Source organism: Streptomyces sp. NPDC049541 (assembly GCF_044465725.1).
In the GTDB taxonomy this organism is placed as follows: domain Bacteria; phylum Actinomycetota; class Actinomycetes; order Streptomycetales; family Streptomycetaceae; genus Streptomyces.
This window is the reverse complement of sequence record NZ_JBITLY010000002.1, coordinates 533,433-556,007: the sequence shown is the minus strand read 5'-3', so window position 1 is coordinate 556,007 and position 22,575 is coordinate 533,433. Positions and strand designations below refer to the sequence as shown.

General features: G+C 72.1%; 21 protein-coding genes. 10 read left to right on the top strand and 11 right to left on the bottom strand.

The genetic code is table 11. From position 1 onward, the window contains the following. Position 1: 1 nt before the first annotated feature. The 4 genes from ACIBW9_RS09630 to ACIBW9_RS09615 all read right to left on the bottom strand — a co-directional run bounded on the left by ACIBW9_RS09630 (position 2) and on the right by ACIBW9_RS09615 (position 3,749). The gene (locus ACIBW9_RS09630; RefSeq protein WP_398953004.1) at positions 2-430 is read right to left on the bottom strand and encodes a PH domain-containing protein; all 429 of its coding nucleotides are present in this window, start codon (positions 428-430) and stop codon (positions 2-4) included. Positions 431-493: 63 nt separating this feature from the next. Next, entirely contained in the window at positions 494-1,564 is a 1,071-nt protein-coding gene (locus tag ACIBW9_RS09625) for a threonine aldolase family protein (protein WP_398953002.1), read from the bottom strand. After that, on the bottom strand, positions 1,561-2,355 hold the full coding sequence (locus ACIBW9_RS09620; protein ID WP_398953000.1) for an SDR family NAD(P)-dependent oxidoreductase: 795 nt from the start codon (positions 2,353-2,355) through the stop codon (positions 1,561-1,563). The genes ACIBW9_RS09625 and ACIBW9_RS09620 overlap by 4 nt, the downstream gene beginning before the upstream one ends. Further along, positions 2,352-3,749, bottom strand: a complete 1,398-nt coding sequence (locus ACIBW9_RS09615; RefSeq protein WP_398952998.1) for a DUF6421 family protein — start codon at positions 3,747-3,749, stop codon at positions 2,352-2,354. The genes ACIBW9_RS09620 and ACIBW9_RS09615 overlap by 4 nt, the downstream gene beginning before the upstream one ends. 393 nt (positions 3,750-4,142) lie before the next feature. Here ACIBW9_RS09615 and ACIBW9_RS09610 point away from each other — a divergent pair, with 393 nt between their 5' ends. Further along, complete coding sequence (locus tag ACIBW9_RS09610; RefSeq protein ID WP_398952996.1) at positions 4,143-4,826, top strand: glycerophosphodiester phosphodiesterase; 684 nt, start codon at positions 4,143-4,145, stop codon at positions 4,824-4,826. 20 nt (positions 4,827-4,846) lie between these two features. Here the strand turns inward: ACIBW9_RS09610 and ACIBW9_RS09605 are convergent, their stop codons facing one another. Continuing rightward, positions 4,847-5,386 carry a GNAT family N-acetyltransferase gene (locus tag ACIBW9_RS09605; RefSeq protein ID WP_398952994.1) on the bottom strand — a complete coding sequence of 180 codons (540 nt, stop codon included), beginning with the start codon at positions 5,384-5,386 and terminating at the stop codon, positions 4,847-4,849. Between the two features lie 384 nt (positions 5,387-5,770). Here ACIBW9_RS09605 and ACIBW9_RS09600 point away from each other — a divergent pair, with 384 nt between their 5' ends. The 5 genes from ACIBW9_RS09600 to ACIBW9_RS09580 all read left to right on the top strand — a co-directional run bounded on the left by ACIBW9_RS09600 (position 5,771) and on the right by ACIBW9_RS09580 (position 12,725). Then, positions 5,771-6,163: a VOC family protein gene (locus tag ACIBW9_RS09600; protein ID WP_398952991.1), complete on the top strand. Its 393-nt coding sequence runs from the start codon at positions 5,771-5,773 to the stop codon at positions 6,161-6,163. 207 nt (positions 6,164-6,370) lie between these two features. Next, on the top strand, positions 6,371-8,983 hold the full coding sequence (gene lanKC / locus ACIBW9_RS09595) for a class III lanthionine synthetase LanKC (protein ID WP_398953957.1): 2,613 nt from the start codon (positions 6,371-6,373) through the stop codon (positions 8,981-8,983). Beyond that, the gene (locus tag ACIBW9_RS09590) at positions 8,970-9,107 is read left to right on the top strand and encodes a SapB/AmfS family lanthipeptide (RefSeq protein WP_398952989.1); all 138 of its coding nucleotides are present in this window, start codon (positions 8,970-8,972) and stop codon (positions 9,105-9,107) included. The genes lanKC and ACIBW9_RS09590 overlap by 14 nt, the downstream gene beginning before the upstream one ends. 61 nt (positions 9,108-9,168) lie before the next feature. Continuing rightward, on the top strand, positions 9,169-10,893 hold the full coding sequence (locus ACIBW9_RS09585) for an ABC transporter ATP-binding protein (RefSeq protein ID WP_398952987.1): 1,725 nt from the start codon (positions 9,169-9,171) through the stop codon (positions 10,891-10,893). Beyond that, positions 10,890-12,725, top strand: a complete 1,836-nt coding sequence (locus tag ACIBW9_RS09580; RefSeq protein ID WP_398952984.1) for an ATP-binding cassette domain-containing protein — start codon at positions 10,890-10,892, stop codon at positions 12,723-12,725. The genes ACIBW9_RS09585 and ACIBW9_RS09580 overlap by 4 nt, the downstream gene beginning before the upstream one ends. On the opposite strand, the gene ACIBW9_RS09575 is transcribed toward ACIBW9_RS09580, so the two are convergent. Continuing rightward, positions 12,655-13,251 (bottom strand): response regulator transcription factor, encoded by a 597-nt coding sequence (locus tag ACIBW9_RS09575; protein WP_398952982.1) that lies wholly within the window; start codon positions 13,249-13,251, stop codon positions 12,655-12,657. The genes ACIBW9_RS09580 and ACIBW9_RS09575 overlap by 71 nt on opposite strands. Before the next feature lie 64 nt (positions 13,252-13,315). Beyond that, positions 13,316-14,260, bottom strand: coding sequence for a GNAT family N-acetyltransferase (locus ACIBW9_RS09570; RefSeq protein ID WP_398952980.1), 945 nt, complete (start codon positions 14,258-14,260; stop codon positions 13,316-13,318). 176 nt (positions 14,261-14,436) lie between these two features. On the opposite strand from ACIBW9_RS09570, the gene ACIBW9_RS09565 reads away from it, so the two are divergent. Then, positions 14,437-15,201: a VOC family protein gene (locus tag ACIBW9_RS09565; protein ID WP_398952978.1), complete on the top strand. Its 765-nt coding sequence runs from the start codon at positions 14,437-14,439 to the stop codon at positions 15,199-15,201. Here ACIBW9_RS09565 and ACIBW9_RS09560 read toward each other — a convergent pair whose 3' ends face one another. The 4 genes from ACIBW9_RS09560 to ACIBW9_RS09545 form a co-directional block, all read right to left on the bottom strand. Continuing rightward, a complete protein-coding gene (locus tag ACIBW9_RS09560) occupies positions 15,202-15,495 on the bottom strand; it encodes a DUF1905 domain-containing protein (protein ID WP_398953955.1) in 294 nt (97 codons plus the stop codon). A 2-nt stretch (positions 15,496-15,497) separates the two neighbouring features. After that, positions 15,498-18,086 carry a cellulosome protein gene (locus ACIBW9_RS09555; protein ID WP_398952976.1) on the bottom strand — a complete coding sequence of 863 codons (2,589 nt, stop codon included), beginning with the start codon at positions 18,084-18,086 and terminating at the stop codon, positions 15,498-15,500. A 127-nt stretch (positions 18,087-18,213) separates the two neighbouring features. After that, on the bottom strand, positions 18,214-18,756 hold the full coding sequence (locus ACIBW9_RS09550) for a MarR family winged helix-turn-helix transcriptional regulator (protein ID WP_398952974.1): 543 nt from the start codon (positions 18,754-18,756) through the stop codon (positions 18,214-18,216). Further along, the gene (locus ACIBW9_RS09545) at positions 18,753-20,414 is read right to left on the bottom strand and encodes an FUSC family protein (protein WP_398952972.1); all 1,662 of its coding nucleotides are present in this window, start codon (positions 20,412-20,414) and stop codon (positions 18,753-18,755) included. Before ACIBW9_RS09545 ends, ACIBW9_RS09550 begins: the two co-directional genes overlap by 4 nt. A 165-nt stretch (positions 20,415-20,579) precedes the next feature. Between ACIBW9_RS09545 and ACIBW9_RS09540 the strand changes: the two genes are divergently transcribed. From ACIBW9_RS09540 to ACIBW9_RS09530, 3 genes are all read left to right on the top strand, one after another. Then, on the top strand, positions 20,580-21,128 hold the full coding sequence (locus ACIBW9_RS09540) for a DUF5134 domain-containing protein (RefSeq protein WP_398952970.1): 549 nt from the start codon (positions 20,580-20,582) through the stop codon (positions 21,126-21,128). Between the two features lie 61 nt (positions 21,129-21,189). Beyond that, positions 21,190-21,864 (top strand): phosphatase PAP2 family protein, encoded by a 675-nt coding sequence (locus ACIBW9_RS09535; protein WP_398952968.1) that lies wholly within the window; start codon positions 21,190-21,192, stop codon positions 21,862-21,864. Then, complete coding sequence (locus ACIBW9_RS09530; protein WP_398952966.1) at positions 21,861-22,550, top strand: HAD family hydrolase; 690 nt, start codon at positions 21,861-21,863, stop codon at positions 22,548-22,550. The genes ACIBW9_RS09535 and ACIBW9_RS09530 overlap by 4 nt, the downstream gene beginning before the upstream one ends. Positions 22,551-22,575 lie beyond the last annotated feature (25 nt).

Sequence of the window (22,575 nt, the reverse complement as noted above, 5' to 3'; positions counted from 1 at the left end):
CTCAGCTCTCGTCGCACATCCTGTTCAGGTCCTTCGCGATCCGATCGACTCGTGACTCGCCCTCACTGCGCAGCCCGTACACGCCCGTGAGGCTCACGACACTGCCGTCGAAGAGGATCGCCACGGGGCACTCCCACAGGGCGCCGTTCGTCGACCAGTCGATCCCGCTCTCGACCACCACCATGTCGTCCCACGCCACGAACCGGGTCCGCCACAGACCACGGCTGCGGATGCCGTCCGGGGACACCCGCAGCCGACTGGAGAGGGCGCGCCAGGCCAGCCAAGTCGCAGCCACCGCCGGCGCGGGGAAAAGAAAGGGCTGCATCGGCTCCGGGGCCTCGGTGACGAGGCCGAGGACCACTGCGCCGAGCATCAGGACGCCGGCGCAGCTCAGCCCGTTCGTCCACGGGTTGCGGATGGTCCTGTCCATGCCTCATGGCATACCGCCGGAATTCCCGGGACGACACCGCCGCCGCGGTGGCTCGACGCAGACCTAACGCGCCATCTCCTCCTTGAGCGCCGCGAGGAACGTGTCCACGTCCTCCTCGGTGGTGTCGAAGGCGCACATCCAGCGCACCACGCCCGCTGCCTCGTCCCAGAAGTAGAAGCGGAACCGCTTCTGCAGCCGTTCGCTCACATCGTGCGGGAGCTTGGCGAACACCCCGTTGGCCTGGACCGGGTAGAGGATCTCCACGCCGTGCACGGCGCGCACGCCCTCGGCCAGGCGCTGGGCCATCTCGTTGGAGTGGCGGGCGTTGCGCAGCCACAGGTCCTTGGCGAGCAGGGCCTCCAACTGCACCGAGACGAAGCGCATCTTGGAGGCGAGTTGCATGGACAGTTTGCGCAGGTGCTTCATGTGGCGGACGGCGTCCTGGTTGATGACGACGACCGCCTCGCCGAACAACGCGCCGTTCTTCGTCCCGCCGAGCGAGAGGATGTCGACGCCGACCGCGTTGGTGAACGTCCGCATCGGAACGTCCAGGGACGCGGCCGCGTTGGCTATCCGGGAGCCGTCCAGGTGCACCTTCATGCCGTGCGCGTGGGCGTGCTCGCAGATCGCGCGGATCTCGTCCGGCGTGTAGAGCGTGCCGAGCTCCGTGCTCTGGGTGATCGAGACGACCTGCGGCATCGCGCGGTGCTCGTCGTCCCAGCCGTACGCCTGACGGTCGATCAGTTCGGGGGTGAGCTTGCCGTCCGGCGTCGGCACCGTCAGCAGCTTGAGGCCGCCCATGCGCTCCGGCGCGCCGCCCTCGTCGACGTTGATGTGCGCGCTCTCGGCGCAGATCACCGCACCCCAGCGGTCGGTGACCGCCTGGAGCGCGACGACGTTCGCGCCGGTGCCGTTGAAGACCGGGAAGGCCTCGGCCGTGGCCCCGAAGTGGCTGCGGATGATGCCCTGGAGGTTGTCGGTGTAGTCGTCCTCGCCGTACGCGACCTGATGCCCGCCGTTGGCCAGGGCCAGGGCGGCGAGCACCTCCGGGTGGGCCCCGGCGTAGTTGTCGCTGGCGAAGCCGCGGACCTGCGGGTCGTGATGGCGACGCGCGTCGGTCCTCGGGGGGTTCACGGCTTCTCGGTCAGCCACAGACGCTTTCCGTTCACTTCGGCGGCGGGCTTGCTCCAGACGTCGGTGATGGCCTCGGCCAGCTCCTTGACGTCCGTGAAGCCCGCGAACTTCGCATTGGGTCGCTCGGCACGCATCGCGTCGTGCACCAACGCCTTCACCACCAGGATCGTAGCCGCCGACGTCGGGCCCTCGGCGCCTCCCGCCTTGCGGAAGAAGTCGGCCATGGCCAGGGTCCACGCCTCGGCGGCGGCCTTGGCGGCGGCGTACGCGGCGTTGCCCGCGGTGGGCTTCGTCGCGCCCGCGGCGCTGATCAGGACGTAGCGGCCGCGCTCGCTGCGCTGCAGCGCCTCGGAGAAGGCCAGGGAGGTGTGCTGCACGGTGCGGATGAGCAGCAGCTCCAGAAAGTCCCAGTCGTCGAGGCTGGTCTTGATGAAGGTCTCGCTGCCGCGCCAGCCGCCGACGAGGTGGACCAGGCCGTCGACGCGGCCGAACTCCTTCTCGATGTGGGTGGCCCACTCCCGCGTGGACTCCAGGTCCAGCAGGTCGACGGGCTCGCCGGTCACGGTGGCGCCGCCGGAGGCGTAACGGGCCGCGTCCACGGCCTCCGCGAGCCGCTCGGGATCGTTGTCCGCGGCGACGACGGTCGCGCCCGCCTCCGCGAGCCGGACCAGTGCCGCGCGCCCGGCGGGTCCGCCCGCGCCGGCCACCGCGATCACCGCACCGCTGAGAGCTCCGTTCCCCGCCATGGTCTTCGCCTCCTGAGCAGTGGTTCTGGTGCTGCGGTCGCTCATGCGGCGACCCGCTCGGGGCTCTCCGCCGTGATGCCCTTGGTGGAGGCGATCACGTTCTTCAGCTTCTTGGAGAGGGCCTCATAGAACATGCTCAGGGGAAACTCGTCCGGAAGCACGTCATCGACGAGCTTCCGCGGCGGGCGGCTCAGGTCGAGGGCGTCGGGGCCCTTGGCCCAGCGGGAGCCGGGGTGCGGGGCGAGGTACTGCGACACCAGGTCGTAGGCGGCGAACCAGTGGACCAGCTTCGGGCGGTCGATGCCGGCCCGGTAGAGGTCCTCGATCTCGCCGCACAGTTGGTTGGTGACCTGCGGGGCGCGCTGCCAGTCGATGTGCAGCTTGTTGTCGGTCCAGCGGATCACGTCGTGCTTGTGCAGATAGGCGAAGAGGAGCTGGCCGCCGAGGCCGTCGTAGTTGCGCACGCGCTCGCCGGTGACCGGGAAGCGGAACATGCGGTCGAACAGCACCGCGTACTGCACGTCACGGGCCTGCTGGACGCCGTCGGCGTCCAGCTTCACGGCCTCCTTGAAGGCGGTGAGGTCGCAGCGCAGCTCCTCGAGGCCGTACATCCAGAACGGCTGGCGCTGCTTGATCATGAACGGGTCGAAGGGCAGGTCGCCGTGGCTGTGGGTGCGGTCGTGGACCATGTCCCACAGCACGAAAGCCTCCTCGCAGCGCTTCTGGTCGTGGACCATCGCGGCGATGTCCTCGGGCAGGTCGAGGCCCAGGATGTCGACGGCGGCGTCGGTCACGCGACGGAAGCGTGCGGCCTCGCGGTCGCAGAAGATGCCACCCCAGGAGAAACGTTCCGGCGCCTCGCGTACGGCGATGGTCTCCGGGAAGAGGACGGCGGAGTTGGTGTCGTAGCCGGCCGTGAAGTCCTCGAACTTGATGCCGCAGAACAGCGGGTTGTCGTAGCGGGTGCGCTCCAGCTCGGCCAGCCAGTCGGGCCAGACCATGCGCAGCACGACCGCTTCGAGGTTGCGGTCCGGGTTGCCGTTCTGCGTGTACATCGGGAAGACGACCAGGTGCTGCAGGCCGTCCGCGCGGTTCGCGGCGGGCTGGAAGGCCAGCAGCGAGTCCAGGAAGTCGGGCACCTCGAAGCCGCCCTCGGCCCACCGAAGCAGGTCCTTGGCCAGCGCCTCGTGGTAGTCGGCGTCGTGCGGGAGCAGCGGGGAGAGTTCCTCGACGGCCGCCACGACACGCCGTACGGCCGCCTCGGCCTCCGCGCGCCCGGGCGCACCCGCGGCCCCGAGGTCGATCGATCCGTCCTTGGACTGCCATGGCCGGATCTGCTCCACGGCATTCTTGAGCACGGGCCAGGCCGGGTGCTCAACCACCCTGGTCACCGGAGGAACCTGCTCCCCCGAAGCCGCCTGCACAAGAATTTCCGTCATGTCCCATCCTCCACGGGAGAAGCTTGCGTATGGAGACCGTATACATACGGACTTCCTCTCAGCAAGAGGAGTCTCGGGAGATTATCCTGCGCTTCTCCTTGGTCACAGAACTTTTTCCTGCCGGAAACCCATCCGGCAGACATTTGGGTATCGCGCGGCTACCCGGCGACGGAGCGTCGAAACCGGCCACCGGTCAATGCCGGAAGGACTCGCCCACGCCCGGGTGATCCCCGACGGGTACAGGCCAGGCCCGCGCCCGACGGCACGCCGATACCCCGTGTACGCGCGGGTTCATCGCCGGGCCGGGCCACTAGGCTGCGGCTCTGCCCGCGCGGCCGTCCGCTCCGGTCCGCGCGCGGAGCCGAGCCGCCGTCGACGGAAGCGAGTTGAACCTTGAACTTCCTTACCATCGGTCATCGCGGAGTCATGGGTACCGAGCCCGAGAACACCCTCCGTTCCTTCGTCGCCGCCCAGCACGCCGGGCTCGACGTGATCGAACTCGATCTGCATCTGAGCAAGGACGGCGCCCTGGTCGTCATGCACGACACCGACGTGGACCGCACGACCGACGGCACCGGCCCGATCGCCGAGAAGACCCTTGCCGAGCTGCGCGCCCTGGACGCGGGCCGCGGCGAGCGCGTCCCGGTCTTCGAGGAGGTCCTCGAAGCGGTGCGGGCCCCTCTGCAGGCCGAGATCAAGGACATCGCGGCGGCACGGGCGCTTGCCGAGGTCATGCTCAAACGGGACCTGGTCGCCCGGGTCGAGGTGTCCTCGTTCCACGACGAGGCGATCGCCGAGATCTCGCGTCTGGTGCCGGGCGTACGGACCGCGCTGATCGGCAGCCGCTACGGCACCGACATCGTGGAGCGCGCCGTGGAAGCCGGTGCCGCGACCGTCTGCCTCAACATCCGCCGCCTCACCCTGGAGATCGTGGAACAGGCCCGCAAGGCGGACCTGAGGATCATCGGGTGGGTGGTGAACACCCAGGACCATCTGCGGCTCGTCCGGGCGCTCCAGCTGGACGGCGCGACCACCGACTACCCGGAGATCAAGCGCACCGGCCGCTTCACGGCCTGAGCCTCAGACCAGCTCCTTGATCAGACCAGCTCCTTGACCAGCAGCTCGAACTGCAGGTCGTCGCGGAGCGGAATGCCGAAGCGCTCGTTGCCGTACGGGAACGGGGTCATCTTTCCCGTACGGCGGTAGCCGCGGCGCTCGTACCAGGCGATCAGGTCGTCTCGCACGGAGATCACGGTCATGTGCATCTCGCGCACGCCCCAGCTCTCGCGCGCCGCGCGCTCCGCCTCCGTGATGATCACCTTGCCGAGGCCCGCGCCCTGCAGTTGCGGGCTGACCGCGAACATCCCGAAGTAGGCGTGTTCCCCGCGGTGTTCGAGCTGGCAGCAGGCGACGACGGCGCCGTCCCGCTCGACCGTCAGCAGCCGGCTGTCGGGCGACTTGATGACGGCGAGCACGCCCTCGGGGTCGGTGCGCTGCCCTTGCAGGATGTCCGCCTCGGTGGTCCACCCGGCCCGGCTGGAGTCCCCGCGGTACGCCGACTCGATCAGCGCGACCAGCACGTCGACGTCGGCGTCGGTGGCGTCGCGGAAGGTCAGTCCGTCGGCGGTGGTCTCCATGGGCGTCACTCCGGTTTCTGGCACGGCACGGGCAGGGACGAGGGTAACCCTGCCACTGGGCCCTGTCGTTCGGATCAGGTCGGCCGTAGGGGACTGCGCCTTGCAGCCGCCCCGAGCGGGGTCATGAGGGGTCCCCCCGCTCGGGCGAAGCCGAGAGTGGGGGAGCGTGCAGCTGCAAGGCGGAGCAGGCTGTGACATCAGCCGCTGCCGCGGCGGGCGACGCGGAGCGATGGGGGCCCCTCCCGCTCGAGCGAATTCGAGAGTGGGGGAGAGTGACGACAACGCGTCTGGAGGTCCCCCCACGCCCTTGAGGCAGTGGGGGAGGGCGTGCCAGGCCCCGCGACGCCGAGCCGATCCAAACGGCAGGGCCTAGGCTCCATGTGTATGGTGCACGTTCTCAGCAGCCGGACCCTTCTCCAGCCGAGCGATCCCGAGCGCTCCCGCGCGTTCTACGGCGAGCAGTTGGGCCTCGCCGTCTATCGCGAGTTCGGTACGGGGCCGCAGCGCGGCACCGTCTACTTCCTCGGCGGCGGCTTCCTGGAGGTCTCGGGCCGCTCCGAGACCCCGCCCTCCCCCGCCGTCCGGTTGTGGCTGCAGGTCGAGGACGTGACCGCGGCGCACGAGGAGCTGCGGGCCAAGGGCGTCGAGATCGTGCGGGAGCCGGTGAAGGAGCCGTGGGGGCTGGTCGAGATGTGGATCGCGGATCCGGACGGGACACGGATCGTGCTGGTGGAGGTGCCGGCGGACCATCCGATCCGGTACCGGCCGGGGATCTGAGCGCCGGGAACCAGCCGGCCCCGTACCGGCAGTTTTCCCCGGTCCGCAGTGAGGGGTTCACGGTCCGGGGAGACAACTTCACGCCGCACGCGTGACGAACAGTGGTATGCCACGGCGGCGGACTCTGGAATGCTCGTGAGTGATCCCGGGTGAACGTTCCCCACAACGCCAGATTGCTCTACGAAGCACAGGAGCAACCCCGTGGACATGCGTTACGAGGCCTACTGCCTCCTGGATCCCCACTTCTACGAGACGCCCACCCGTGCCCGGGAACAGCTCGGCGACTTCGCCCAGACCCGCTGTCCGGCCCCCGGCGGGTGGCAGCGCTCCGGGTTCGGCGAGTGGGTGGTCTTCAGCCCCGACGGCGCCGAACTCCCCCCGCAGGGCTGGAAGATCCATGTGTCGGCGTGCCTCGACGACGCGCAGGACATCCTCACCGTCGTATGGGACTACTGCGTCCCGCGCCGCATCGCCTTCAAGTTCCTGCCGAGCACGGACCATCTCCTGGTCGCCAACGCCAAGTACGCGGCGCGCGGATCGAGCGGCAAGTTCGTGACGATCTACCCGGCCGACGAGGACCGGCTCGCGGTCGTCCTCGACGAGTTGGGGGCCCTTCTGGAGGGGCGGCAGGGGCCGTACATCCTGAGCGACCTGCGCTGGGGAGAGGGCCCGCTGTACGTCCGCTACGGCGGATTCGCCTACCGGACGTGCGTCTCGCCCGACGGGTCGACGGTGACGGCGATCGAGGACCCCTCCGGCCGGCTGGTGCCCGATGTGCGCGGTCCGACGTTCCGCCCTCCCGACTGGGTGCGGCTGCCCGCCGTCCTCGAACCCCATCTGGCCGCCCGGGCGGGCACCACCGTCGCGGACCTGCCGTATCTGATCGAGGGCGCCCTGCACTACTCCAACGGCGGCGGCCTGTACCACGGTCGCGACCGGCGGACGGGGCAGCGGGTCGTGCTCAAGGAGGCCCGGCCGTACGCGGGGCTCACCATGGACGGCGCGGACGCGGTCACCCGGCAGCGCTACGAGCGGGAGGCCCTGGAGCGGCTGCGCGGGCTCGACTGCGTGCCCGCCCTGCTCGACCACTTCGTCCTGGGCGGCCACCACTTCCTCGTCGAGGAATTCGTCGACGGGCAGACCCTCAGCAGCCTCTTCGTCGAGCGGTATCCCCTGGTCCACCCCCACTCCGACGAGGCGGAACTCGCCGACCACACCGCGTGGGCGCTGGACATGACGGCCCGGATCGAGCGCGCGGTCGCCGCCGTGCACGACCGCGGCACGGTCGTCGGCGATCTGCACACCGACAACATCCTGGTACGGCCCGACGGCCAGGTCGTGCTGATCGACTTCGAGGGCGCGATGGACGCGGCCGAACAGCGCAGGCAGCGGCTGGCCGCCGTGGGCTTCGCGGCCCCGCCCGACCGGACCGGGACCGCCATCGACGAGTACGCGCTCGCCTGTCTGCGGATCTCCCTGTTCATTCCGCTGACCGGCCTGTTCGGGCTCGACGCCGGCAAGGCCCGGCAACTCGCCGAGGAGGCCGCCCGCTCCTTCCCGGTCCCCCGCGCCTTCCTGGCGGAGGCGGTCGAGGTGATCACCGGGGACAGCGGCACGGGCACACGGTCGCAGGAACTCCGGGTGGAACCGGACCGCCCGGGCTGGCTGCGCGCCCGCGCCTCCATGACCGCCGCGATCCTCGCCGCCGCCACACCGGACCGCGACGACCGGCTCTTCCCGGGCGACATACGGCAGTTCGGCGCCCCCGGCGGGGGCCTGGGCATCGCCTACGGCGCGGCAGGAGTGCTCTACGCCCTCGACGCGGTCGGCGCCGGCCGCCACCCCCGGCACGAGGAGTGGCTCGTACGGCATGCCCTGAACCCGCAACGGGGAACACCCCTCGGCTTCTACGACGGCCTGCACGGCACCGCGTACGTCCTCGAACACCTCGGCCACCACGGCACGGCGATGAAGCTGCTCGACCTGTGCCTGGGTGATCGGTGGCAGCAGCTCGGGCCCGATCTGCACGGCGGGCTTGCCGGCATCGGCCTGAACCTCCAGCACTTCTCGGCGGCGACCGGTGAACCCGCGCTGCGCGACGCCGCGTTCGAGGCCGCACGCCTGGTCGCCGACCGGCTGAGCACCCCCGGCTACCCGTACGCCGGCCTGCTGCACGGCTCGACGGGGCCCGCCCTGATGTTCCTTCGGCTCTACGAGTCCACCGGCGACCCGGAGTTCCTCGACCTGGCCGGCACGGCGCTGCGCCAGGACCTGGACCGCTGTGTCGTCCGCGAGGACGGGGCGCTGGAGGTGGACGAGGGCTGGCGGACCATGCCGTATCTGGCGGACGGCAGCGCGGGCATCGGTCTCGTCCTGGACGACTTCCTCGCCCATCGCGAGGACGAACGGTTCCGGGAGGCGGCCACGGCGATCCGCACGGCGGCCTCGGGGCGGTTCTTCATCCAGCCGGGGCTCTTCGCGGGCACCGCCGGAATGATCCTGTGTCTCAGCAGGCGCCATCCCCCCGGCACGGCCGCGCGCCGGGACCCGGTGGTCGCCGGGCATGTGCGCAGCCTGTCCTGGCACGCGCTCACCCACCGGGGCCATCTCGTCTTCCCCGGCGAGCAGTTGCAGCGGCTCTCCACCGACCTGGCCACCGGCAGTGCGGGCGTGCTGCTGGCCGTCGGTTCGGCCCTGCACGACAGCCCCGTACGTCTGCCGTTCCTCGCCCCCACGGGCGAACGCGGCGGCCGCACGGACGCAGATCCCCGCCCCCACGAGGTACTCAGGGAGGAGGTGAATCTCCATGTCACTGCTTGAACTGCAGGGATTCGACCCCGATGTCGTCGCGGGTCACGGCGGCGGAGGCAGCCGCCTCAGCGCACTCGTCTGCGGTCACGCGCCGAGCAACCTCAGCCTGACCGTCTGCGGAAGCATCAAGTGATCGACCGGGTGCGGGAACGCCCCGCGTGTTCCCGCACCCGCCAACGCGCCGGGAGGTCGCCATGCCTGTGCGTGAGGCGGACCGCCTGCTGCTGGCGGCGGCCCGGCGCGGAGGTGCCTGGGTGGGCGCCATCGTGCTCACCTCCCTCCTGCTCACGGGCGTGACCCTCGCCCTGCCCGCGGTCATGGGCCGCACCCTCGACGCCGTCCTCACCAGCCGCGGCACCGCGCAGTGGATGGCTCTGAGCGGTGCGTTGATCTTCGTTCTGGTGGCCTTCGACGCCGTGGACGACCTGGTCTCCGGGGTGGCCGAGGCGCGGTCGACGGCGTGGCTGCGGCACACGCTGCTGGGACATGTGCTGGACGCGGGCACCCGGGCCACCCGCCGGTTCACCGAAGGAGACCTGGTCGGCCGCATGGTCGGCAACACCGCCCGGACGGGGAACTTCGCCTCGGGCGTGACCTGGGTCCTCGTCGGCCTCGTCCCGCCGCTCGGCGCGATCGTCGCCCTGGCCCTCATCGACTTCTGGCTGTGTCTCACCTTCCTGGTCGGCATGCCCCTCGTGGTGGTGCTGGCGCGGTCCTTCCTCCGGGACGTCTCGGGCGCCAACGAGGGGTACTTCCGTATCCAGGGCACCATCGCCGCCCGGCTCTCCGACGCCCTCGGCGGCATCCGTACGATCGCCGCCGCGCGGACCGTGGACCGCGAGGCGCGCCGTGTCCTCCAGCCGCTGCCCGAGCTGCACCGGCACGGCCTGGGCATGTGGCGGGCGGTCGCCCGGGTGTCGGCGCGCGGAGATCTCGTCGTTCCGCTGCTGGTGGTCGCCGTCCTGGCGGTGGCCGGTCTGGAGCTCTCGCAGGGGCGCATCTCGCCCGGAGAGGTGCTCGCGGCGAGCGAGTACGCCGCCATGGCGGTCGGGATCGGCAGCGTCTTGTCGTCGGTGAACCAGCTGGCCCAGGCCCGTACGACGGCGGGGCGGATCGCCGAAGTGCTGGCGCTGCCCCCCGTGGCCCATGGCCACGAAAGCCTCCCCGAAGGCCCCGGAAGGCTGGAGTTCCGGCAGGTGACCATGCTGGGGACGGGCGGTCCCCTGCTCAGGGACCTCAGTCTGGTCGTCCCCGGCGGCGCTCTCGTCGCCGTCGTGGGGCGCTCCGGGGCCGGTAAGTCGCTGCTGGCCGCGCTGGCCGGGCGCCTCGTCGACCCGGACCGGGGCGAGGTGTTGCTCGACGGCGTACCGCTGCGCCGCCTTCGCCGTGACGAGCTCAGGCGGGCGGTGGCGTACGGCTTCGAACGCCCGGTACTGCTCGGTGAGACCTTCGCCGACGCCATCGGCTTCGGGGCGCGGGCTCCGTGCGACGAGGAGCTGGTGGCGCGGGCCCGGGCGGCCCGGGCCGACGCGTTCATCCGCCACATGCCCGCGGGCTACGCCAGCCGCGTCGCCGAGACCCCGGTCTCCGGCGGCGAGGCGCAGCGCATCGGGCTGGCCCGCGCGTTCCTCCAGGCCCGGCGGGTGCTCGTGCTCGACGACGTCGTGGCAAGCCTGGACACCGTGACCGAGCACCACATCAGCCAGGTGCTCACCGGCGCGCTCGCCGACCGTACCCGGCTCGTCGTGACGCACCGGGCGTCCACGGCCGCGCGCGCGGACCTCGTGGTCTGGCTCGCGGACGGCGCGGTGCGGGCGCTGGGAACGCATCACGCGCTGTGGGCGGATCCGGACTACCGGTCCACGTTCCAGCCGCTCTCCATCGCCGGGGCGGTGGCCGGCGCCGGAGGCGCGCGGTGAAGCGGCGGTCCGTGCGGATCCTCCGCTCCTCGCTCGGCCGCCGGCGCCGGGAGTACCGGCGGCTCGTGGCCTGGTCGCTGGTGCAGGCCGTACCCGCCCTCCTGTCGGGATGGATCGTGGCCCGGGCCGTCGACCGCGGCTTCCTCGCCGACCGGCCCGCGACCGGCTTCCTCTGGCTGGGTGTGCTGGCGGTCGCCCATCTCGTCGGGGCCTGGGGCACCCGGCACGCCACTTTGGGGCTGGCCTCGCTCATCGAACCGTTCCGGGACGAGCTGGTCACCCTGGTGACCACGGGCACGCTGTACCGGTCCGCGCGGCTGGGCGGGCCCGCCGACACCGCCGGCGTGGCACGGCTCACCGAGCATGTCGAGCGGGCCCGGGACGCCTACGGCGCGATCGTCCTGTTCGTCCAGGGCTTCGTCGTCACGGCCGTGGCGGTGCTCGTGGGCCTGGCCGGTCTCGACCCCCTGCTGCTGGTCCTGGTCCTGCCGCCGCTCCTGATCGGCCTCGCACTGTTCCTCGCTGCGCTGCGGACCATGGCCGCACGCCAGCGGGAGGTCATCCTGGCCGACGAGCGCATCGCCGAGGTCACCAGCACCCTGACCGGGGGGCTGCGGGACGTGGTGGCCTGCGGCGCCGAGGACCGCGTAAGGGCCGAGACCGGGGCGCAGGTCGACGCCGCCGCCCGGGCCGCCGTGTCGCTGTCCCGGCTGACCGCGCTGCGGACCGCCGCCCTGGGCATCAGCGGCTGGGTACCACTGCTGCTCATCCTGCTCGGAGCGCCCTGGCTGGTGCGCAACGGTGTGACGGCGGGCGCGATCCTGGGGGCGGTGAGCTATGTGTCGCAGGCCCTCCAGCCGGCCCTGCAGGGATTCGTCCGGGGACTGGGCAGCAGCGGGCTGTGGCTCGTGGTCACCGTCGGCCGCATGGCCGAGATCGCGGTGGAGCCCCCGGCCCCGCCGGAGGCCGTCGAGCCCGGAACCGGGGTCGCCGCGCACACACCGGTACGGCAGGGCGGCGCCCGTCTGGAGGTGCACGGACTGACGTTCGGTTACGCCCGTTCCGCGGAGCCGGTGATCCGCGACCTGGACCTCGTCCTGCGCCCGGGCGAGCACCTCGCCGTGGTGGGACCCAGCGGCGCCGGGAAGTCCACGCTCGCCGCACTGATCGCGGGCGTCCTCGAACCCGGGGCAGGGCAGGTGCGCCTCGACGGCGTGCCGGTGCGCGCCCTGGGGAGCGGCGAGGACCTGGCGCGGTGTCGGGTGCTCATCCCGCAGGAGGCGTACGTCTTCGCCGGCACGCTGGCGGAGAACCTCACCTACCTGGCGCCAGGCGCTCCCCCTGCGGACGTGGAGTCGGCGGTCCGCTCGGTGGGTGCGACGCCGCTCGTCGAGCGCCTCGGCGGCTACGACGCACCCCTGGCCCCCGGGGACCTCTCGGCCGGCGAGCGTCAGCTGCTCGCCCTGGCCCGCGCCCTGCTTCCGGCGCCCCGGCTGACCCTCCTGGACGAGGCGACCTGTCATCTCGATGCGGCCGCCGAGGCGATCGCCGAGGAGGCCTTCGCCCGCCGCCCCGGCACCCTGGTCGTCGTCGCCCACCGCATCAGCTCGGCGCTGCGGGCCGACCGGGTCCTGGTGATGGACGGCGCACGGATCGGCCTCGGCACCCACGAGGAGCTGCTGACCGGATCTGCGCTCTACCGGGATCTGGTCGGCCACTGGGGCGTGGCGCAACCGTCCCGGGCACCGCTCGGCGCGGTGGTCACATCCAGCCCGACTCCCTCGCGATCCGGATGGCGTCGATCCGGGTGCGTCCCCCGATCTTCCTGGTGATCGCCGACAGGTGGTTGCGGACCGTGGCCACGGACAAGGACAGCCGCTCGGCGACCTCCCGGGTGGGGACGCCGTCAGCGGTCAGCCGCAGGATCTCCACGTCCCGCGGGGTCAGCGGGTTCGCTCCCGCCTCCAGCGCGGCCAGCGCGAACTCGGGGTCGATGAACCGCTGCCCCCTGACCAGCTTGCGGATGCCGTGGATCAGCCGGTCCGCCGGAGCGTTCGTACTGATCACCCCGGCAGCCCGCAGATCCAGCATCCGCCGCAGCCGCGCCGGTGTGGGGGAGGCCATCATCAGCAGCACTCGGCACTCGGGCAGCCGCCGCTTCAGCTCGCCCCGCGCGGCGAGTTCCTCGCCCTCCTTGGAGTCGACGTCGATCACGGCCACGTCGGGGCGGCACAGCAGTGCCCGCGCCAGCACCTCGCCGTTGCCCGCGGCCTCCGCGACGACCTCGATGTCGTCCTCGCGGGAGAGCAGGGCGGCGAAGGCTCCCCGCACGAGGCGGGTGTTCTCGACGAGAAGCACGCGGATCAATGTCGTCCACCCTCCGCAGACCTGAAGAAAATTATCGACCCTTGTGTCCGGAATTTCAGTTCGGTCGTCCCACGGCCCGGCGAGTCCCCCGCGGGCGGTGTTCCCAGCGCCGGTCGGTACGGGTCAGCTCCCGGAAACCCGAAGCGAGCAGGAGGTCGAGGGCTTCGTTGTCGTCGTCCGGCTCGTAGGCGAAGAGACGGTCGGTGCCGGACAGGCGCAGCCAGTCGGCGGCCTGGGCGAGCAGTTGTCGCTCCAGGCCCTCGCCGTGGAAGGCCGGATCGATGTGCAGGTTGCCGATGTCGGCGAGGCCTGCCGCGCGGGCGTGCCGTTCCGGGCGGGACAGGGCGGTGTCGACCTCGATGAAGCCCGCGGCGCGTGCGTCGGCACGAGCGGTGAAACGGGTGCCGCACTCCCCCAGCGACCGCTCGAACCACACGCCCGGACGGGGTTCGACGGCCGGCAGGTCGGCCACCCGGGCGATCAGGACCACCTCGGTGTCTCCGACGTGCCGGAAGCCCGAGCGTTCGTAGACGGCGCGGATGTGCGGCCAGTTGCGGGGCAGGCCGTGGACGGCGGGGGCCGGGAGGGCGCCGTCGGCGTACCGGACGCGGACGTCCCAGCGGGCGAACTGGGCCAGGCACGCGGCCATCAGCTGGTCCGCGGCGTCCTCGGCGTCAGGCGAGAAGGAGGCCGGTGGCCGGCACACGAACCAGTCGATCTCACCGGCGTCGCGGTAGTGGTCGCCGACCTCCGCGCCGGAGCGGTAGCGCAGCAGGTGGGCTGCGGCCACGACATGGCGGCGCTGCTCGGCGACGAGGGTGACGCGCTCGGCGACCCAGGGGTCGGTGATGAACTCGCCGGGCTGTCGCTCCAGGTCGCTCAGGACGGTGTTCACCGAGACGGAGACACCGGGGATGACGGCGGCGACATGTGCGTTGATCAGGTCGGTGAGCTGGTCGCGGTCGTCGCGGCGGAAGGGGCGCACCGTGGGCGCGGGCATGGGGAAACCTCCGGGGCAAGGACGTGGACTGGAGGCCGCCATGCGGTGCGGTACAGGGGCGAGGGTACGTCGGGGGCGGCGCCGGGCGCGAGGGGTTCGGCCGGATGGCCACCGGGCGGGGCCGGGATTAGCGTGCTGGAGGGGCCATTGTTCGCCCGAGGCTTCGGAAGGACACCATGAAGCTCGACAAGCCGGTGACCGGCGGGCCCTGCTGGACCGAGCTCGGCACCAGCGACCTGTCGGCGGCCAAGCGGTTCTACGCGGAGCTGTTCGGCTGGCGCAGCGAGACGGATCCGCGTCAGGAGGCCGGCGGATACACGGTCGCGCACCTCGGGGACGCCGCGGTCGCCGCGCTGACCCCGCTGTACCAGGAGTCGCAGCCCGTCGCGTGGAACGTGTCGTTCGCGGTGGCGGACGCGGATGCCGCCGCCGCGGCGGTGACCGCGGCCGGCGGGACGGTTCTGCTGGGCCCGATGGATGTGTTCGACCTGGGACGATTCGCGGTGGCGCTCGATCCGGCAGGCGCCGCTTTCCAGTTGTGGCAGGCGCGGGCCTTCCCGGGTGCCGGCCTGTTCAACGCGCCCGGCTCGCTCGGCTGGGTGGAGTTGCTGACCCGCGCGCCCGAGCGGGCCGAGAGCTTCTACACGACGGTGTTCGGCTGGAGCGTCAGCGCTACCGAGCATTACCCGCAATGGCGCATCGACGGCGCGGACTTCGGCGGCATGGTGCGCATGGACGAGAAGTTCCCGCCCGAGGTGCCGCCGCACTGGCTGCCGTACTTCGCGGTGGCCGACGTGGACGCCTCCGCGGACACGGCGACGGAGGCGGGCGGCACCGTCCTCATGGAGCCCACCTCGGTGCCGGACGGGCCCAGGATCGCGGTGCTGCGGGATCCGCAGGCCGCGGTGTTCGGCGTGTACCGGGCGGGCGACGAGCACTGATCAGTGCGGGAGCCGGACGGTCATCTCCACGGTGATCTCGTCGCCGGCGGTGATCCGCCGGGGCGCCCGGACCGCGGCCTTCAGCGGAAGCAGGTAGCCGCCGTCCTTGGGGAACAGCGAGGTCTCGAAGTCGACCCCGCCGATTCGCGCGGCCACGGGGATCACGCCCCAGCCGTAGCTGGCCTGCGCGGCGACCTCACGGATGTCCGCGGACTCCTCGTCGGGCACGGGCAGGTAGTAGTAGGGCGCAGGTCCGCGCCACTCGATCACCAGGCCGGCGAAGGTGAACTCCAGCATCAGGCCGCCCCTTCCTCGTGCCCGTCACGATAGAGCGCCTCGGCAAGCGGGGTCACCGTGACCTGGTCGATGACCGGGGCGTACGCCGAGCGCTGGCCGTATGCGTTCTTGGTGCGGCCGTCGAAGTCGGGGAGTTCGTCGGCGGTGAACGTGAGCGTGTTGGTGCCCTGATGGAGGGTCACGGGCACGGAGAGGTTCCAGAAGTTGTTGAAGTGGAAGGTGGTGGGGAACAGGACGCGCTGCGGTGCCGCGCCGTTGACGGAGATGTCCGCGTGGCGGCAGACCGGGTCCGGGTTGTAGTGGGTGGCGGGCGCCTGCTCGCCGTTGGAGTAGCGGATGGTGAGCGCGTGGCGTCCGGCGCGCTCGGCCCTCACCGTCAGGGTGAGCGCATTGCCGGAGCCGCCGCCGACGCCGTCGACGGCCTTGCCACCGGTGGCGTACGAGTGTCCCGTCACCCTTGCGGTACCGGTCAGGATGCCTTCCTCGGCGGCGGCCACGTATGTGGGCAGCAGTCGGCGGGAGGCGCCGACGCGCAGCCGGTCCACGACCAGGCGGTCCGAGGTCCCGGTGACGGTGACCTTGTTGATGCCGCCGGCCAGGAAGAGCGGGACGGGGCCTCGCTGCACGCGTCCGAGTTCTTCGCCGTTGACCGTGAGCAGGCCCTCGCCGGGGCCGAGCAGGTCTACGGTGACCGTCGCCTCGTCGTCTTCGGCCGCATGCACCCAGAACGTGACGGTGCCGCCGCGCGGGAGGACGGCGGCGCCGGGGCCGGAGGCGCCGAGGTCGGCGTAGCTCACCCGTGCGCCCGCGTCGAGCGCGGCGAACTCGGCCTCGTACAACGCCTCCTGGTCGTCGCGCAGGGCGAGGTCCAGCTTGTCGACGACGGCGTCGCCCTTGGTCGTGCCGAGGTCGGGGTCCCGCGCGGCGAGGGTGATCCGGTGCGGGCCGGCGGTCAGTTCGACCTCGGTGTCGGTGTGGCCCCACACCGCCCACTTGTAGCCGAGGGGGAGCCGCAGCTCACGCGCGTCCTCACCGTCGACGCGCAGGAAGACGTTGGTGGGGCCGTGCTCGCGCACCAGGTCGGCCAGGTTGTGGGAATTGGCGAAGACCCGCAGGTCGTACGTCCCGTCCTGCGGGGCCTCGACGTCGAAGGCGAGCACGCCGTCGGTGCCGGTGCGCAGGCCGCCGATGTGGTAACCGCCGGAGGTCGCGAACTTGTCGACGTCGGAGGGGGATCCCTCCGGGCCGTGCTTGACGTAGCCGCCGCCGGTGTATGTGGCGTCCTCGGCCTCGTAGGTCAGCCGCCGGCCCGCCGCGGGCGGCAGCAGCGCGGCGCCGTGGCCGCCGGGGGCCACGATCAGCTGGTAGGCGGACATCTCGTCGAGATCGGTGAGCGTCAGCGTCACCCGGCCGTCCGTCACGGGCAGTTCGGCGTCGAGCAGCCGCAAGGGCTGGGCGCTCGCGCCGACCTGGCCGCTCCAGGCGATCTCCTGGAGGCGTACGTGGACGGTGGCACCGAACAGGTCCGCGTCCACGCCTTCGAGGACCAGGTCCGCGGCTCCGCTCGCGCCGCCGAACAGCACGCGGGCCTGCCGTTTCAGCCGGTCGAGGGTGGCGACGCCCTGCAGGGTGTACTGGAGGTTGGGGTGCGGTGCGGTGACCCGGACGGTGTGGCCGGACAGCTGCCCATAGGCGTTGAACAGCCACCACTGGCCGTTCCCCTTGTTGGCCTCGACCGCCGAGTCGTTGAGGTTTCCTGCGATGTTCCAGTACGCCATGTCGGCGTCGACCTTGGACTCCTCGATCGCTGCGATCCACTGGACCATCTGCCCGGGGACGGACAGATGGTAGTTGTGCGCGTACTCGTTGAGGTTGACGGGCAGCGGTCCGATGCCCAACTCCCGTTCCAGCTCCCGGTACTTGGCGACGTTCCTGCGGACCTCGTCCGGGGAGGACAGCTCGTGCCAGGTGATCACGTCGGGGAGCACTCCGTGCTCGCGCGCGAACTCCAGGAAGCCGCGCACCTCCGGATAGAGGATGCAGGTGTTCGGGCCGGCGATGCGCGCCTCGGGGTCCAGGCCCTTGATGAGGTGGTACGCCTGCTGCCAGGCCGCGAAGTAGGGGCCGGGCTCGGTGTGCCAGGAGATCTGGTCGTAGCTCCACTCACCCGTGCCGAACATGTTGCCCTCGGGCTCGTTGAACGGCACGTACACGACATGGGACTTGAGCGCGCCCAGCGTCTGCACCTGCGCGACCTGGCGGCGGATGGTCGCCAGGTAGGCGGTGAGGCGTTCCTCGCCGGTGGTGCCCGGCCACTCGTAGGGGAAGCCGCGGTGGATGTCGGTCAGGTAGACGTAGACGTCCTGGCCGCCCGCCGCGACGAAGGACGGCAGGATCTCCAGGGCGTCGGCGCCGGGGTGCTGGACGCCGTCCTGCGCCTTGGTGGTGACCGTGCGGACGTACATGCCCTCGACGACGGCCCGGCTGGGCACGCCGTCGCCGTAGAGGCCGTAGAGCGTGCCGCTCGCGCCGCCGTGGAAGGGGCCGGTCTCCGTGCCCAGATCGACAGTGAGCGTTTCGACTGTCACGGCATCGCCCTTTCGTTCGGCATGTCGTACGCCAGTCGGCGATCCGAACCGGCCTGGTCGAACGTAGGGAGTCGGTGTCGATCACGTCAACGGGCACACGGCCTCCGAAAGTTCCGGAGGCGGCCGTTCAGACGCGCAGCGCGCCGAGGCGGCCCTCGAGCCGGCCGAGCAACTCGCCCAGCAGCCCGGCCAGTTCGCCCTGCCCCTGCGGATCCAGGACGGCCAGCACGGAGGTCTCGTAGGCCAGCTGCTCGGGGAGGATGCCGTCGACGAGCTCGCGGCCCGCGTCCGTGAGGCGGAGGTGGGCGACGCGCCGGTCGCGGGTGTCGCCGCGGCGCTCGACCAGCCCGCGCTCGGTGAGCTGCTTGAGTCGCTTGGTGACGGCGGCGCCCGAGGAGAAGGTCTCGCGGGCGAGTTCGCCGGGGGTCAGCTCGTGACCGGTGCGGCGCAGCGCGCCGAGCAGGTCGAACTCGGGGCGGCTGAGGCCGGCCCGGCGCAGCGGGGCGTCCTCGGCCTGCTGGAGGAGGGCGGCGCAGCGGTTGATACGCCCGATGATCTCCATGGGGCCGGTGTCGAGGTCGGGGTGGACGGCCTGCCACTGCCGGACGACCGCGGAGACGGTGTCCTCGCCCCTGGTCGCCTCCGCCTGCCGTCCGTTCGCTGCCGTCATGGCCGTACGCCCTCCGCTCTCGCGCTCCGGTGCAGTCCCTGGTGTCGTGCCGTCGCCGCGAGCGTACGGTGTCCGGCCTGTTCGGCGTGCACGACCCGCTCCTGGGGCAGGGCGCGCTGCCACCACTCGCCGGACGCGGCGTCGACGGTGGCACGCAGCTCGGCCAGGGAGGCGGCGAGTGAGCGGCGGGCGGCCTCCAGGGCGGCGGGTGCGGGGGCGGGCCCGGCCAGCAGGCGGGCGGTGTGCTCGTGGGCACGCTCGGCGGCGGCCAGCGCCTGCTCGACTCGGTCGCCCGCGCGGCGATTGGTGACGGCGACGGCGGCGAGGAAGCCGACCAGGGCGCCCACGAGGGTGTCCGTCACCCGCTCGGTGATCAGCTCCCCCGGCTCCTGGAACCGGGTGAACTCGGTGATGAGCAGGGCCATCGGGGTCACACAGACGCTGCCGAGCCAGTAGTTGCGGCCCATCAGGGCCTCCGCGCCGAAGTTGAAGGCGAGACAGCACAGCACGAGGGCCGCCGGGCCCAGGTGGGCGAGCGGGACGACGGCGGCGAAGAGCAGCACGCCGACGAGGTTGCCGACGACGCGCTGGATGCCCCGGCTCCAGGTGAGGGCGAGATTGGCCTGGTAGAGGGAGGCGGCGGTGACCAGGGCCCAGTAGGGGCGGCCGGTCCCGAGGGCGAGGGCGGCGTAGCCGGCGAGGGCGCAGCCCAGGGCGGTGCGTACGGCGATCGGGGCGAGCGGGCCGAGTCGCTGCCGCAACGGGCGGGGCGGGGCGGCGAGTTCGGCGTCCACACCGAGGAGTTCGGCGGTGGCCGCCGGGTCGTGGACCACCGGGACGGGTCCGGTCCCGGTCAGCTCGCGGGCCCAGGTGGACAGCTGCTCGGGGTCGGCGTCGGCGGGGACCGCGAGGGCCACTTCGGCGCGGACGACGAGGCGTTCGAGTGCGCGCCGGGTGCGGCTGTCACGGGTGGCGAGGAGCGACTGCCAGGCGGCCTGGACGGCGGCGGCCGCGGCGGCACGGGTCCGGGCCTGGCCCTCGCCGGTGCCGCGGGTGACGGCGTGAGCGGCCGCCGTCCTCAAGGCGGCCGCGGTGGCCCGGCGCTCCGGTCCGTGCGGGCGCAGCAGCCCGGGCGCCATGCCGACCACCCAGGCCCAGCCGCCCGCGGCGAGCGCCGACGCGAGGTGGGCGGGGACCTGGGCGAGGGTCTGCGGGGCGAAGAGGGACGCGGAGGTGATGAAGGTCGGCACGACATTGCCGGGCGGGCCGATCCGGGTCGCGTCGCACACCGCCTTCTGCAGGGCGGCCAGCAGCGCACCGATCGTGACCAGGACGAGGGCGCTTTGGGTGAGTGAGGCGGCGGCCAGGGAGATGGCGAGACCACCGACCATGCCGAGGACCACCCGGGCCAGGATGCGGGCCCGGGCGGCGTAGGGACGGTTGTGGGCGTACAGCGCGCACAGCGACCCGGCCATCGTGTACATCGCCAGATCGAGCCGGCCCAGGGCCAGCAGCGCCAGGTTGGGCGGGGCGACCGAGGCGACCACGCTCAGTGCGGGCTTGAACCAGATGTCCGCGGGACGACCCACCCGCAGCACACCCGCCAGCGGAAGACGGCGGACACGCGGGGCGGCGGGGACGGGGGTCGCATGGTTCATGGGGCATGAGTTTAGCAGGTGTTTTACTCATAAAAGATTTGCGGTGGCACTCGCTCACCTGGTGTGCTCCTGCGAATGCTCCCCGTGTACATCCTTGCGCTTGCGTGCGCGCCGTGTGCCGGGGGCAACCACCGACTGTCGACTTCGTCGAGCGGGGAGGTGCGCGTGCACGGACCGGCTTCGCCCGGCTGGCTGCTGGTCGCGGTGTGTGCGGCGACCGGGGCCTACTGTCTGCTGCGGATGCGCAGCACCGTCGAGGAGCAGCGCCGGGCCGCGGGCGGCGAGGCGCTGATGGGCTTCGGCATGGCCGCCATGGCCGTACCGGCGGCGGCGTTCAGCCCGCCGGCCTGGGCCTGGCCCGGGTACGCGGCCGTCTTCGGTGCCGCCGCGCTGCGCGCCCTGTGGGCGGCGCGGACGGATGCGCACCATCTGCACCACCTGGTGGGCGCCTCGGCCATGGTCTACATGGCGGTCGTGATGGCGGCCACTCCGGGACGCCATGCCGGGCACGGGGGTTCGGGCGGGGTGCCGCTGGTGACGGGGGTCCTGCTGCTCTACTTCACGGGCTTCGTGCTGTTGGCCGGTGTCCGGCTGATGCCCGGCGTGGCCACGGCCGGTGGCGGGTCGGCGGGCTGGGGCGACCGTCCGGAGTTGGCGCGGGCGTGCCGACTGTCGATGGGGATCGCGATGGTGGCGATGCTGATCACGCTCTGATGCGGGGCTGCGCGACCACGGGCATTGGCCTTGCACCCCGCCGGTCGGCGACGATCGTTGCATGCATTCCGCGCCCGTCGACTCCCCGCCCCGCCGACCGGACCACCGCACCACCACTCGCGCCGCGGCCGCCCTGGCGCTGGGCTCCGCGCTGCTGCTCACCCTGGTCGCCGTCAAGTGGCACCCGTTGATCAGCGTCGACGGCGACATCGCCCGCACCACCCACCGCTGGGCCGTCGAAGCATCCGGCCTCACCCACGTCTTCCGCATCCTGACGGACTGGGTCTGGGACCCCTGGACGATGCGTCTGGTGTGCGCGGTCGCCGTGGTCCGGCTGGCGTGGCGGCGCTCGGCACGGTGGACGGCACTGTGGCTGGCGGCCACCTGCGCGCTGGGCAGCCTGCTGCAACAGACCCTCAAGGCCGCGGTCGACCGCCCGCGCCCGGTCTGGTCGGACCCCGTCGACTCGGCGCGTTACGCGGCCTTCCCCTCGGGGCACGCGATGACCGCCACGGTCGTCTGCGGCCTCCTGCTGTGGCTCCTGCACCGCCAGGGCCCCGGCCGCGCCGTGTGGCGTACGGCGCTGGCCGTGGGGGTGGTCTCGGTGCTCGGGGTGGGGCTCACGCGCGTATGGCTGGGCGTGCACTGGCCCTCCGACGTGGTGGGCGGCTGGTTGCTGGGGGCGATGCTGGTGGCGCTGGCCGTGCTGGTGCATCAACGTAAGATCCACTCATGACGGCTGTCCTGTTCGACTTCTCCGGCACTCTCTTCCGTATCGAGTCCACCGCGTCCTGGCTGCGTGCGGTGCTGGACGAGGCCGACATCACGGTGCCGGAGCCCGAGTTGGTGCAGGCGGCGAAGGCGCTGGAGGTGGCGGGTGCCCTGCCCGGCGGGGCGAATCCGGCGCAACTGCCCGAGGAACTGGCCGAGGTGTGGCGGATCCGGGACCAGAGCGCCGAACTGCACCGGGCCGCATACACGGGGCTCTCCCGCCAAGTGGCGCTCCCCGACCCGACCTTGCATGACGCGCTGTACGACCGGCACAGGACGCCGGCGGCGTGGACCCCGTACCCCGACGCCGCCGAGGTGCTGCAGGCGCTGTGCGAGCGCGGGATCGATATCGGGGTGGTCAGCAACATCGGCTGGGATCTGCGCCCGGTCTTCCGCGAGCACGGCCTCGACCGGTATGTCGACGCGTACGTCCTGTCGTACGAGCACGGCATCCAGAAGCCTGACCCGCGGCTGTTCGCGGTGGCCTGCGAGGCGGTCGGGGCCGATCCGCGGGAGACCCTGATGGTCGGCGACGACCGGCGGGCGGACGGCGGCGCGGCGGCCCTGGGGTGCCGGGTGCACCTGGTGGACCATCTGCCGGCGGCCGAGCGGCCGGACGGGCTGCGTCCGGTGCTGGAGCTGGCGGGCTGACGGCCGCGCGGCCCTCTCAGCCCTG